This is a genomic window from Arthrobacter sp. PGP41 (genome assembly GCF_002953935.1).
GTDB lineage: Bacteria > Actinomycetota > Actinomycetes > Actinomycetales > Micrococcaceae > Arthrobacter.
Genome location: NZ_CP026514.1, coordinates 1,342,015 through 1,355,020, shown reverse-complemented (window position 1 = coordinate 1,355,020; position 13,006 = coordinate 1,342,015). Strand labels below are relative to the sequence as shown.

Genomic DNA, 13,006 nt, shown 5'->3' with positions numbered 1-13,006 from the left:
GCTCCCACATTCGGAGGCGCTAGTCTCGGAGTGTGACTACAGACACTTCTCCTGCCGCCCGCCCGCACACCCGGATTGACGCCGTCGCAGATGACTACACCGAGACGCTCATAAGGCTCAATCCATCCTTCGCCACCACCCTTGGCCTTGCCGGACACGAAACCGAATACCAGGACTTCTCCCCGGCAGGCATCGCCGAATTCGCGGAGGCTGCCCGGAAGGCCCTGGTTGACCTCGAAGGCCTCGAGCCGGAGGACGACGTTGACGCGGTCACCCTGGACGCCATGCGGGAGCGGCTGGGGCTGCAGCTGCTGATCCACGCCTCGGGATGGGATTACGCCGACCTGAACAACATTGCCTCCCCTGCCCAGGACATCCGGGCGATCTTCGACCTCATGCCCACGGAGACGGAGCAGGACTGGCGGCACATTGCCGGCCGCGCGTCCAACGTCCCCGGCGCAATTGCCGGGTACACCGAATCCCTGCGGCAGGCGAAGGACGCCGGCCGGGTGGCCGCCGCGCGCCAGGTGAAGGTCGTCATTGAGCAGGTGACGAAGTACGCCGCGGAGGATGGCTTCTTCGCGAAGCTGGCGGCCGGGGCGGCCACTGCCGCCGGGCCGCTGCCCGCAGCCATCCGGGAAGAGCTCGACGCCGGTGCGGCCGCCGCCCGGGCAGCCTACGCCGGGCTGGCGGACTTCCTCCGCGCAGAGCTGCTGCCGGCAGCACCCGAAAAGGATGCCGTGGGCCGGGCGCGTTACGCCCTCGCCTCCCGGTCCTTCCTCGGTGCCACCGTGGACCTCGAAGAGACCTACGCATGGGGCGTGGAGGAGCTGGACCGGCTCATCGCCCAGCAGGAACAGGTGGCCCACACCATCAAGGGCGGCGCCACCATCGCCGAGGCCAAGGAGATCCTGAACAACGATCCCGCCCGCCAGCTGAAGGGAAAGGACGCGCTGCGGCAGTGGATGCAGGAACTCTCCGACAAAGCCGTGGCCGGGCTCGCCGGCGTCCACTTCGACATCCCCGACGTCATGAAGAAGCTGGAATGCCTCATCGCCCCCACCGACGAGGGCGGCATCTACTACACCGGCCCGTCCGATGACTTCAGCCGCCCGGGCCGCATGTGGTGGTCCGTCCCCGCCGGTGAGGACACGTTCACCACCTGGGCCGAGACCACCACGGTCTACCACGAGGGCGTCCCGGGCCACCACCTCCAGGTGGCCACCGCCACCTACCGCCGCGAGCTGCTGAACAAGTGGCGGCGCAATGTCTGCTGGACCTCGGGCCACGGCGAAGGCTGGGCCCTGTATGCCGAGAAGCTGATGCAGGAACTCGGATACTTGAGCGATCCCGGCGACCACATGGGCATGCTGGACATGCAGCGGATGCGGGCCGCCCGCGTGGTGTTCGACATCGGCGTCCACCTCGAACTGGAGATGCCGGAACGCTGGGGCTCCGGCCCCTGGACCCCGGACAAAGGGTATGAGTTCCTGAAGGCGAACCTGCCCATCAGCGAAGGCCAGCTGAAGTTCGAGTTCACCCGCTACCTGGGCTGGCCCGGCCAGGCGCCCTCCTACAAAGTTGGCCAGCGCCTGTGGGAGCAGATCCGCGCCGAACTCGAAGCCCGGCCCGGGTTCGACCTCAAAGAGTTCCACACAAGGGCTTTGAACATCGGCTCCGTAGGACTGGACACCCTGAGGCGTGCGCTGCTTTCCTAGCTCTGGCTCCGCAGTCCCTCCCGCCCGACGAGGGTGCCTTCCTCTGCTTGCTGCTCCTTCGTCGCTTTGACGCAAGCTGCCGGAAGGCACCCACGTCGGGCCTTTTGCTGTATCGCGCGAGATGTTAAGCACACTCCGGGCGGGAATAAGTAACATGGCCGCTGTGCAACCTTGATTTCTCGGGGAATATCGGCTCCGGCAGAATCTTGGGCCGCGTAATATTTCTCAATGTTCGTTCGCCGTGGTATTCGCGCTGGCTTTAGCGTGTTCGGGTGAGCACTCAGACAAGCACCCCCTCCCCCGCCGGGAAGACCGGCTTCCAGCTGCCCAAGTGGGCCGGCTCGTTCGGCGTCCAGATCATCGCCGCCCTCATCGTGGGGCTGGGCCTCGGCCTGCTGGCCAAGTACACCGGCAGCACCAAGGCAGCCCCGAACGGCCTCGGCGCCACGCTGCAGACCATCGGCTCCAGCTATGTGTCACTGCTGCAGACCGCAGTCGTACCCCTGATCTTCACCGCGGTGGTCAGCTCCATTTCCAACCTTCGCCAGGTGTCCAATGCCGCGAAGCTGGCCTGGAACACCCTGTTGTGGTTCGCCATTACGTCGCTGATCGCCGTACTGATCGGCATCGGGCTGGGTGTCCTCCTGCAGCCCGGCGCCAACACCGGCATCACCCAGGAAGCCAAGTACTCCGGCAAGTCCGGTGACTGGTGGGCCTTCCTGGTTGGCCTGTTCCCCAAGAACTTCCTGGGACTGGGCGCCAGCTCCACCGTTGCCGAGTCCGGCGCCGTCACCACCTCGGTCAGCTTCAACGTGCTCCAGATCCTGGTGATTGCCATCGCCGTCGGTGTTGCGGCGCTGAAGGTGGGGAAGGCTGCCGAACCGTTCCTGGCCCTGAACGCCTCCGCATTGGCCGTCATCCAAAAGGTGCTCTGGTGGATCATCCGCATCGCACCCCTGGGCACCGTGGGCCTGATCGGCAACGCGGTGGCTGTCTACGGTTGGGACACCATCGGGTCCCTCGGCAAGTTCACCTTCGCCATCTACGTGGGCCTTGCCCTGGTGATCTTCGCGGTCTACCCCATCCTGGTCCGCACCCACGGCCTCTCCGTCAAGCAGTACTTCTCGGGCGTGTGGCCTGCCGTCCAGCTGGCCTTCGTCTCCCGCTCCTCCGTGGGAACCCTGCCCCTGACCCAGCGCGTCACCGAACGAAGCCTGGGCGTTCCCCGCGCTTACGCCTCCTTCGCCGTTCCGCTGGGCGCCACCACCAAGATGGACGGCTGCGCCGCCATCTACCCCGCCATCTCCGCAATTTTCGTGGCCCAGTTCTTCGGCATCCAGCTGGACTTCAGCCAGTACCTGCTGATCGCCCTGGTATCCGTCCTCGGTTCTGCTGCCACCGCGGGAACCACCGGCGCCGTGGTGATGCTCACGCTGACGTTGTCAACGCTGGGGCTGCCGCTGGCCGGCGTCGGGCTCCTCCTGGCCATCGATCCCATCCTGGACATGGGCCGCACCGCAGTGAACGTGGCCGGCCAGGCACTGGTCCCCACCATCGTGGCCAAGCGCCAGGGCATCCTCGACGAGCAGCTGTACAACGCTCCCCGCAACGGCACACCCTTCGTGGATGATTCCGTTGCCGGCACTGATACCGATGCCCCGTCCGACGGAACCTCTACGGACACCGCATCGCGTGAACTGGCGGATGCGAAGGCCTAGGAACCTCTGCTCACCCACTGCAACAAAACAGTAGAAGTTCCCGGGAGACCTTCCCGGGAACTTCTACTGTTTTAGGCGGCTGGCCGAATCGGCGTCATGACCGCGTCAGTGACCGCCGCCGCCGATAATGCCGTTCGCCACCGCCTTGGTCACAGCGTCGGCCTCGGCCTGCGTCAGCTTTCCGTCCGTGACCGCCTGGTCCAACCTCGCCTTGAAGGCCGCAGCCTTCGCAGCCTGCTTCTCCGCGCGGAGCTCCTCCAGTGCAGCAGTGACCTTGGCCTCCTCGATGCCCAACGACTCCGCCAGTGACTTCGCAAGGGCGGCGTCGCGGGCGGCGGGGTCCGGCCTCTCCCCCTCCGCAGGCGGCGTGGGAGGCTTGTTGGCTTCGCGGCAGGCCTGGAGCGCTTCGGCCACCTCGGCTTCGTCGACACCCAGCTTCCCGGCGAGCGCGGATGCCTGGGCTGCGCCCCGCTCGCCGCCCCGGCCGTGCTTGCCCATACCTCCGCCGGGCGCGGTGCCGGTGTTCCCGTCCGGGGACGCACTGGAGCCGGCACCGGGTATGGGAGCGGGTGTAGTGGTGGCTGAGGCGACGCCGGCAACGCCGATACCGGCAGCAAGGGCCAGCGCCGTAGCTGACAGGCCAAGGGTCATTTTCTTTGTGCGTGACATTACGTGTCTCCTGGATCCGCCGCCTGGTGACGGCTGCTGATGATTTGTCCCTTTCGGGACACTTCCAGAATTGGGCAGCAGGTAATGCGGGGCCTGTTCGGAACCTTTCATTCTCCTGTGAAAATAACTTGCGCAGAGTGCAAAGTTGCACATAGTGTAAACGGGTGACCCTTCCTGCCGCATCTGCCCAACAGGGAACCTCCGTCCCGCCACCGGCCGCACCTTCGCGCCGCGAGCTCAACAAAGCAGCCACCCGCCAGGCCATCACCGCCGCCGCGCTGGGCCTCCTGCGAAGCAAGGGCCCTGGAAACTTCACGGTTGAGGACATCGCAGACGCCGCCGGGATTTCACGCCGGACGTTCTTCAACTACTTCGGCAGCACCGACGCCGCACTGGCCTCCATCACCCATGGCTTCCTGGACAACGCGATACAGCAGTTCAAACTCCGGCCCGCGGAGGAGCCCATCCTGCAGTCGGCGCAGGAGGCACTGATGGCGCTGGCGGACCCCATGACAGTGGCCCCGCTGGCAGAACTCTTCACCCTGACCCAGCAGAGCACACTTATGTCCCACTCCGAACTGGAAGCCTGGGACCACTGCCGGGAACAGATCACCGCCGTGGCCCGCAGCCGGGCTGCCGCCACGCCGGGCGCCGAAAACGAGCTCTACCTCCGCGCCTTGGCCGGTTCCGTCATCTCGTGCGGCAAGGCGGCAATGGAGGTCTGGTTTGCCCGCCGCGGCGCGGACCTCTCGCCGGCATCCCTGGCCGAGCTGCGGCAACTGCTGATCGACGCCATGGCACTGCTCGGCTCAGGCTTCACCACAGGCCGTGCACCTGCCCCATCCTCTTCCGCCACCCGTTCCTCCTGATCAGATCGGCTTCCTCGCATGGCACTGTTCCTGTACCGCCTGGGCAAATTCTCCTACCGCCGGCGCTGGCTGGTCATCTCGCTCTGGCTTGCCGCCCTGGTGGCCGTGGGCGGTTCAGCCGCAGCCTTCCACGGCACACTGTCCAACAACTTCCAGATTCCGGGCACTGAGACGCAGCGCATCGCGGACAAGCTGAAGGAAGAGCTTCCCTCGGCGTCCGGAGGCACCGCCACCATCGTCTTTGAATCGCCCGACGGCGGTTTCACCGCCGGGAGCCGCGCGGCCGTCTCGGAGGCCCTGGAGAAGCTCAAGACCGTGCAGGGTGTCCGCGGCACCGTGGACCCCTTTGCCACCCAGGCCCAGGTGGACCGGGCCGGCCAGGCCATCACGGACGGCGAACAGCAGCTGGCCGCAGGCCAGGCGCAGCTGGACGCCTCCCGTGCCCAGCTTGAAGCCGGGCAGGGGCAGCTCGCCACAGCGGAACAGCAGCTGGCCGCCGCGGGCGCCCCGGCCGCCCTGATCGAGGCCCGGCTCGGCCAGCAAAGGGCAGTCCTTGCCGAGGGACAGGCCCGGCTCGAAGCCGGCACCCGGGAACTGGAGGCGGGCAAGGCAAAGCTCAGCCTTGGCAAGCGCCAGGCAGAGGCAGCGTCCGCCATCCGCTTCGTGTCGGAGGACGGCCGCGCCGCAGTGGCGCAGGTGCAGTTCAACACCTCCATCAACGGCCTCAGCCCGGAGGTCCGCCAGCAGGTCCAGGACATCGCCCACGAAACGTCCGCTGCCGGCGTGACCGCCTATGCCAGCAAGGAGATCACCGAGGACATCTCGGAACTCTTCGGCGCCGCCGAGGTCATTGGCATCGCCGTCGCGGCCCTGGTCCTGATCCTCATGCTGGGCACCCTGGTTGCCGCCGGGCTGCCGCTGCTGATGGCCATCGTGGGTGTCGGCATCGGGGTCGGCATCACGTTCGCCCTGTCCGGACTGTTCGACATGAGCTCCATTTCACCCATGCTGGCCCTCATGCTGGGCCTGGCGGTGGGCATCGACTATTCCCTGTTCATCGTGAACCGGCACCGGACCCAGCTGCTCGCCGGCATGGATCCGGAGGAGTCCGTGGCCCGGGCAACCGGCACGTCCGGCAATGCGGTGGTCTTCGCCGGCCTGACCGTGATCATCGCCCTTGCCGCCCTGGTGGTGCCCGGGCTGCCGTTCCTCGCCGTGATGGGCCTGGCTGCGGCCGGCACCGTGGCCGTGGCCGTGCTGGTGGCCATCACCCTTACTCCGGCCATGCTGTCCTTGATCGGACGCCGCATCATCTCCCGGCGGGCCTGGGCCAAAGCCGCTGCCCACAACGCCGAACCCGGCCATGAAGCAGCCGATGAGGCCAAGGACCGGGAACGCAGCACGCACGGCTGGGGCGGCGTGGTCACCCGGCACCCGATCCTGGCGCTCCTGGCGGGGGTGCTCCTCCTTGGCACCCTCGCGCTGCCGGCCACCCAGCTGCAGCTTGCACTGCCCGACGGCGGCTCGGAGCCGGTGGACTCCGAGGCCTACCAGGCCTACGACCTGACCGCGCGGAGCTTCGGAGAAGGCGTCACCGGCCCCATCGTCGCCGTGGGCGAGTTCCCGGCAAACCTGGATGAAGCCCAGGCACAGACCCTGCAATACGACGTCGCCGACAAGCTCCGTGCCGTGGACAACGTGGTGGCCGCCGTGCCCGTGGCGCTCAGCGAGGACCGACGCACCGCGGTATTCCAGGTCATCCCCGGGGAAGGCCCGGCGAGCGCCAGCACCGTCCGGGTCGTCTCCGAACTCCGCGGCCTCAATGACGACATCCAGGCCGAGCACGGGGTGGCGATGGGCCTGACCGGCCAGACCGCCGGCAACATCGACGTCTCCACCAAGCTGGGTGACGCCCTGCCGCCCTACCTGGCAATCGTCGTCGGGCTTTCCCTGGTCCTGCTCCTGCTGGTGTTCCGCTCCATCGTTGTGCCGCTGCTGGCAACCGGCGGGTTCCTGCTGTCCCTGGCCGCTGCCTTCGGTGCGGTGGTGGCCGTCTACCAGTGGGGCTGGCTCGGCGGGGTGTTCGACGTCGCCAACCCCGGCGCCGTGCTGAGCTTCCTGCCCATCATCCTGATCGGCGTGCTGTTCGGCCTGGCCATGGACTACCAGGTGTTCATCGCCTCCGGGATGCGCGAGGCCTACATGCACGGTTCCACCGCCAAGGAAGCGGTCCGGGTGGGCTTCCGCCACGCGGCCGCCGTGGTGGCCGCCGCCGCGATCATCATGGTCAGCGTGTTCGCCGGCTTCATCTTCAGCCACCTCACCATGGTCCGGCCGCTGGGCTTCGCGATGGCGTTCGGCGTGCTCCTGGACGCCTTCGTGGTGCGCATGACCATCGTTCCGGCCGTGATGTACCTGCTGGGCGAAAAGTCCTGGTGGCTCCCCCGCTGGCTGGACCGGATCCTGCCGGATGTGGATGTGGAGGGCGCCAAGCTCAGCCGGCCCGAGGCCGCACGGGCGGCCGGAGAACTGGTCCACTAGGCTGGAACTGTGCCCCGCCTGATTCTCGCCTCCCAGTCCCCCGCCCGCACCAAGCTCCTGGCCGAGGCCGGCATCCGCCACACCGTCCTGGTCTCAGACGTGGACGAGGACGCCGTCCAGGCCCGGTACGGCGTTACCGACCCCCATGACACCGCACTGCTCCTTGCCCGGGCGAAGGCCGAAGCCGTGGCGGCCCTCCCGGAAGCAGAAGGGGCCCTGGTCCTGGGCTGCGATTCCGTCTTCGAGTTTGACGGCGAGGCGCACGGCAAGCCGTATACCGCCGCCGTGGCCCGTGAGCGCATGCTGCGGATGAGCGGCAATACGGGGGTCCTGCACACGGGCCACTGGCTGGTGGACTGCCGGGACACCGAGCCGGACGACGACGGCGGGGAACAGGGTTCGGGCGCCACTTTGGGGACGGTTGCCTCCGCCGCGGTCTCCTTCCTGGAGATGGAACCGGCCGAGATCGATGCCTACATCGCCACCGGCGAGCCGCTGCACTGCGCCGGGTCCTTCACCATCGACGGCCTGGGCGGGGCGTTCATCCGGAAGGTCGACGGCGACCCGCACACCGTCGTCGGGCTTTCCGTCTCCACCCTCCGGGACCTGCTGGCCTCGGCGAACGTGCGCATCACCGACCTCTGGCCCGCCTGACCGGAGCCCCGGCCGGGGCGGAAAAAGCGCCGCATTTCGTAGCGTCTTGTAGCTTCCCTACAAAGGCTGGAGCGTTTACACGCGGATTCCGCAAGTAATATCGGCGGAACCCTCAAAACCGCGCTAGGCTCCCTGAAGGAAAGAAGGAGACGCCTTGTCAGCAAATTTGGAGCAATCCGCAGGAACCACGCAGTCGACCCTCACGAAGGTGCTGATCGCCAACCGCGGTGAAATTGCCGTCCGCATCATTCGCGCCGCACGTGACGAGGGCATCGCGTCCGTGGCGGTCTACGCGGACCCGGACCGTGACGCCCTGCACGTCCGCCTCGCTGACGAGGCCTATGCCTTAGGCGGGAACACCGCTGCCGAGTCCTACCTGGTGATGGACAAAATCATCGACGCCGCCCTCCAGTCCGGTGCCGACGCCATCCACCCGGGCTACGGCTTCCTTGCCGAAAACGCCCAGTTCGCTGCGCGAGTGATCGACGCCGGCATTACGTGGATCGGCCCTTCCCCGGAAGCCATCTCTGCCCTCGGCGACAAGGTCCAGGCCCGGCACATCGCAGAAAAAGTGGGCGCCCCCCAGGTTCCCGGCACCGCAGGCCCCGTTCAGTCGGCCGAGGAGATCCTCGACTTCGTGGACCAGTACGGCCTGCCGGTGGCCATCAAGGCCGCCTTCGGTGGCGGCGGCCGCGGCATCAAGGTGGCCCGGACCAGGGACGAGATCCCCGAACTGTACGAATCGGCCGTCCGCGAAGCCACCGCCGCCTTCGGCCGCGGCGAATGCTTCATCGAGCGCTTCCTGGACGCCCCCCGGCACGTGGAAACCCAGTGCCTGGCGGACGCCCACGGCAACGTTGTGGTGGTCTCCACCCGCGACTGCTCACTGCAGCGCCGCAACCAGAAACTGGTGGAGGAAGCCCCCGCCCCGTTCCTGACCGAGGACCAGAACCGGCGCCTCTACGAATCTTCCAAGGCCATCCTCAAGGAGGCAGGCTACCTGGGCGCCGGCACCTGTGAATTCCTCGTGGGGCAGGACGGCACCATCTCCTTCCTGGAAGTCAACACCCGCCTGCAGGTGGAGCACTGCGTTTCCGAGGAAGTCACCGGCATCGACCTGGTGCGCGAGCAGTTCCGGCTGGCCCGTGGCGAAGAGCTCGGCTACGGCGACCCCGAGGTGCGCGGCCACTCCATCGAGTTCCGCATCACGGGTGAGGACCCGGGCCGGAACTTCATGCCGGCTCCCGGCACCGTGCGCGTGCTGAAGAATCCCACCGGGCCCGGAGTCCGCGTTGACTCGGGCATCGAACAGGGTGACGAGATCAGCGGCAACTTCGACTCCATGCTCTCCAAGCTGATCGTGACGGGAGCCAGCCGGCCCCAGGCCCTGCAGCGGGCCCGCCGCGCCCTGGAGGAAATGGTGGTGGAGGGCATTCCCACCGTCATCCCGTTCGACCTCGCGGTGGTTTCCGATCCCGCATTCGCCCCGGCCGAGGGACCGTTCAAGGTCCACACCCGCTGGATCGAGACAGAGTTCGTCAACAATCTTCCGGCCTGGACGCCCGACGGCGCTGCTGACACCGGCGGCGCCGAAGAGCGCCAGCGCGTGGTGGTGGAAGTGGGCGGCAAGCGGCTCGAGGTGGTCCTGCCCGCCTCCCTCGGTTCCCCGGGAACGGGAGGGGCGGCAACCGCAGCCAAGCCCGCCAAATCGAAGAAGCGTTCACGCTCCGGCGGCCCGGCTGCCGCCACCGGCAACGCCCTCACCTCCCCCATGCAGGGCACCATCGTGAAGGTCGCCGTCGCGAACGGCGACGTTGTGACCGAGGGAGACCTGGTGGTGGTCCTCGAGGCGATGAAGATGGAGCAGCCGCTGACTGCGCACCGTTCCGGAACCATCATCGGGCTCCAAGCCTCATCCGGCGAAACAGTGTCTGCCGGCGCTGTCATTGCCATCATCGAAGACTAAGCGCCGGAGGCACCCATGCTCGCACCCAGCTTCCAGGAAGAAGTGGACCGCTACCACCTTGCCGTCCCCGAAATCACGCAGGGCAACCCCGGCCCCATCAAGGAACTCTATTCGCGGCTCGACGACGTCACCCTGGCCAACCCGTTCGGCGGCATAGCCCGCGGCTGGGCGCAGGTTGAGGCCCGGCTGGACCAGGCTGCCCGGCAGTTCCAGGACGGGCAGATGCTCGGATTCGACACCATCTCCTCCTACACCGCCCGGGACACCGCCTACCTCGTGGAGACCGAACATTTCCGGGCACGCCTGGACGGTGCCGCCGCCGCGGAGGAATTCGCACTCCGGGTCACCAGCATCTTCCGGCGCGAGGAAGGCTACTGGAAGCTCGTGCACCGGCACGCGGATCCCGCCGCGCGGCCGCAGTCGCGCCGCTCCCTTACCCAGCCCGCCAGCTGAGGACGCCTTGCTGACAGGCCGGTGTCCCCACCGGCACACTTAGCAGATGTTGCCTTTCCTGCTCCTGGCCTCGCGGGCGGAGGATGCCGCCGCCGAGGACGAGTACGCCGCCTACCTTCGCTACGGCGGACTGGAGCCGCGGGAGCTGCGGAGGGTACGCCTGGAGGCTGCGCCGCTGCCGCGCCTGGACCTTTCCAGCTACTCGGGGGTGATTGTTGGCGGCAGCCCCTTTACCTCGAGCGATCCCCCGGAAATGAAATCATCCGTCCAGCACCGGGTGGAGCGCGAGCTTTCAGGGCTCCTGGACGAGTTGGTGGCACGCGACTTCCCGTTCCTGGGGGCCTGCTACGGAGTGGGCACGCTGGGGCGGCACCAGGGGGCCGTGATCGACAGGACCTACGGCGAGCCGCTGGGCGGGGTGGAGATCGAGCTGACGGAGGCCGGGCTTGAGGACCCGTTGCTGGCGGGGCTCTCCCCGACGTTCACGGCTTTCACCGGCCATAAGGAAGCGTGCACCGCCCTGCCGCCGCATGCCGTCCTGCTGGCCCGCTCCGCGGCCTGCCCGGTGCACATGTTCCGGATCCGGGAAAACCTCTATGCCACACAGTTCCATCCGGAGCTGGATGCCGAAGGCCTGTGCACCCGGATCGACATTTACCGGCACGCGGGATATTTCCCGCCGGAGTCCGCCGAAGAGCTGATGGAGAGCGCCCGGCAGTTCACTGCCACCGAACCCATGAAAATCCTGCGGAACTTCGTGGCGCGCTACGCCCGGTGACCTTACGGACGGACTGACGCGCCGCCGTCGTACCTTCCCCGGGCTGGTACCTTGCCTGGGTTAGCCCATTCCCTGGCACGCGCTCCTCCCCCGGACACGAAAGTGCCCGGCACATTCCCCTGGTGAGGGGAACATGCCGGGCACCGCAGCCCCGGACCGGGCTGGAACGCAGTGGGCGTGCTGCTAGGCCACGTTGTTCTCGTAGTCGGTGTTCTTCGTCTCGCGCGTCATCCACAACGCGATGAAGGTGAGCACCGCCGCGGCCGCCATGTACAGGCCAACCAGCCAGGTGCTTCCCCCGGCCGCCTGCCACAGGGCAATGGCGATGAACGACGCCGGCGCCGCACCAATGACACTGGAAAGGTTGTAGGCGACAGCGGAACCGGTGTACCGGACGTTGGCCGGGAAGAGTTCCGGGAGGATGGCTGCCATGGGACCGAAGGTCAGGCCCATGAGCGTGAAGCCGACGATCAGGCCGACGATCGCGGCCGCCGTACCGGGCCCGAACATGGTGAACCAGAAAATTCCGAACACGAAGATTCCGGCGGTCACGCCGAGCAGGAACTTCCGGCGGCCCCACTTTTCGGCCAGCGGACCCGAGACGAGGGTGAAGATGCCGAAGAACACAACGCCGAGGATCAGCATCCAGAGGAAGTCGCCCCGTGGAATGCCGAGGCCGGGGACGAAGTTGGCCACTTCGGCCGCAGACATCGGCTTGCCGGCCTTCTCCGCGGCCGCCTTGGCAGCCTCAACCGTGGCAGGCTTCGTGCCGTAAGTCAGCGTGAAGGATGTCATGACATAGAACAGCACGTACGTGGCAAACATGATGAAGGTGCCGGCGAGGACCGGACGCCAGTGGCTCTTGAAAGTGGCGAAGAACGGAACCTTGGCCACCTTGTCCTCGTTCAGGACCTTCTGGAACGAAAGGCTTTCAACGAGCTTCAGCCGGACGTAGAGGCCAACGATGACCAGGATCGCACTGAGCAGGAACGGAACCCGCCAGCCCCAGGCGAGGAACGCCTCCGGGGGCAGGGCGAAGTTGAGCCAGATGAAGAGCAGGTTGGCCAGGATGAAGCCGATGGGAGCGCCCAGCTGCGGGAACGTTCCGTACACGGCCCGCTTGCCCTTGGGCGCATTCTCGGTGGCCAGCAGGGCAGCGCCCGACCATTCGCCGCCGAGGGCCAGGCCCTGGGCGAAGCGGAGCACCACCAGCATGAGGGGCGCCAGGATGGCCCAGCCGGGCAGTGACGCGGTGGGAAGCAGGCCGATAAGGAAGGTCGCGATGCCCATGGTGAGCAGGGAAGCCACCAGGGTCCCCTTGCGCCCGAATTTGTCACCGAAGTGGCCAAAAAGCACTGAGCCGACAGGGCGTGCGATGAACGCCACCCCGAAGATGGCGAAGGAGCTCAGGAGCGCGTTGATATCCGTGGCGTTCGGGAAGAACAGCTTGGGGAAGACCAGCACGGATGCCGTCGCGTAGATGTAGAAGTCGTAAAACTCAATCGTGGTTCCAATGAGGCTGGCAAAAATCACCTTGCCCTTGGAGTTGACCGGTTTTAGCGAACCGGGCTCCGTTGAGATACCGGTTGATGACATATGGAGACCCTTTCAGGAGAGACCTGCCGGACATGGTCAGCCCG

Annotated in this window: 10 protein-coding genes; 8 read left to right on the top strand and 2 right to left on the bottom strand. The window is 67.0% G+C overall.

All coding sequences use genetic code 11. The features are described from left to right. The first annotated feature begins 32 nt into the window (after positions 1-32). Positions 33-1,718 carry a DUF885 domain-containing protein gene (locus C3B78_RS06145; protein ID WP_104997286.1) on the top strand — a complete coding sequence of 562 codons (1,686 nt, stop codon included), beginning with the start codon at positions 33-35 and terminating at the stop codon, positions 1,716-1,718. A gap of 272 nt (positions 1,719-1,990) precedes the next feature. Beyond that, entirely contained in the window at positions 1,991-3,436 is a 1,446-nt protein-coding gene (locus tag C3B78_RS06140; RefSeq protein WP_104997285.1) for a dicarboxylate/amino acid:cation symporter, read from the top strand. 105 nt (positions 3,437-3,541) lie between these two features. On the opposite strand, the gene C3B78_RS06135 is transcribed toward C3B78_RS06140, so the two are convergent. After that, positions 3,542-4,105 (bottom strand): hypothetical protein, encoded by a 564-nt coding sequence (locus C3B78_RS06135; RefSeq protein ID WP_104997284.1) that lies wholly within the window; start codon positions 4,103-4,105, stop codon positions 3,542-3,544. 164 nt (positions 4,106-4,269) lie between these two features. Here C3B78_RS06135 and C3B78_RS06130 point away from each other — a divergent pair, with 164 nt between their 5' ends. From C3B78_RS06130 to C3B78_RS06105, 6 genes are all read left to right on the top strand, one after another. Then, on the top strand, positions 4,270-4,974 hold the full coding sequence (locus C3B78_RS06130; protein WP_104997283.1) for a TetR/AcrR family transcriptional regulator: 705 nt from the start codon (positions 4,270-4,272) through the stop codon (positions 4,972-4,974). A gap of 18 nt (positions 4,975-4,992) precedes the next feature. Further along, positions 4,993-7,515 carry an MMPL family transporter gene (locus tag C3B78_RS06125; RefSeq protein WP_104997282.1) on the top strand — a complete coding sequence of 841 codons (2,523 nt, stop codon included), beginning with the start codon at positions 4,993-4,995 and terminating at the stop codon, positions 7,513-7,515. Between the two features lie 9 nt (positions 7,516-7,524). After that, entirely contained in the window at positions 7,525-8,169 is a 645-nt protein-coding gene (locus C3B78_RS06120; RefSeq protein WP_104997281.1) for a Maf family protein, read from the top strand. 154 nt (positions 8,170-8,323) lie between these two features. Continuing rightward, the gene (locus C3B78_RS06115) at positions 8,324-10,135 is read left to right on the top strand and encodes an acetyl/propionyl/methylcrotonyl-CoA carboxylase subunit alpha (protein ID WP_104997280.1); all 1,812 of its coding nucleotides are present in this window, start codon (positions 8,324-8,326) and stop codon (positions 10,133-10,135) included. Between the two features lie 15 nt (positions 10,136-10,150). Continuing rightward, positions 10,151-10,588 (top strand): YybH family protein, encoded by a 438-nt coding sequence (locus C3B78_RS06110; protein WP_104997279.1) that lies wholly within the window; start codon positions 10,151-10,153, stop codon positions 10,586-10,588. Between the two features lie 46 nt (positions 10,589-10,634). Further along, on the top strand, positions 10,635-11,366 hold the full coding sequence (locus C3B78_RS06105) for a glutamine amidotransferase (protein ID WP_104997278.1): 732 nt from the start codon (positions 10,635-10,637) through the stop codon (positions 11,364-11,366). Positions 11,367-11,549: 183 nt separating this feature from the next. On the opposite strand, the gene C3B78_RS06100 is transcribed toward C3B78_RS06105, so the two are convergent. Beyond that, a complete protein-coding gene (locus tag C3B78_RS06100) occupies positions 11,550-12,962 on the bottom strand; it encodes an MFS transporter (protein WP_104997277.1) in 1,413 nt (470 codons plus the stop codon). Between the last annotated feature and the right edge of the window lie 44 nt (positions 12,963-13,006).

What these genes read in the sequence shown, in the direction of transcription:
- C3B78_RS06135 (WP_104997284.1), bottom strand. Translation starts at nt 4,105, where the DNA reads ATGTCACGCACAAAGAAAATGACCCTTGGCCTGTCAGCTACGGCGCTG.
- C3B78_RS06125 (WP_104997282.1), top strand. Translation starts at nt 4,993, where the DNA reads ATGGCACTGTTCCTGTACCGCCTGGGCAAATTCTCCTACCGCCGGCGC.
- C3B78_RS06110 (WP_104997279.1), top strand. Translation starts at nt 10,151, where the DNA reads ATGCTCGCACCCAGCTTCCAGGAAGAAGTGGACCGCTACCACCTTGCC.
- C3B78_RS06105 (WP_104997278.1), top strand. Translation starts at nt 10,635, where the DNA reads ATGTTGCCTTTCCTGCTCCTGGCCTCGCGGGCGGAGGATGCCGCCGCC.
- C3B78_RS06100 (WP_104997277.1), bottom strand. Translation starts at nt 12,962, where the DNA reads ATGTCATCAACCGGTATCTCAACGGAGCCCGGTTCGCTAAAACCGGTC.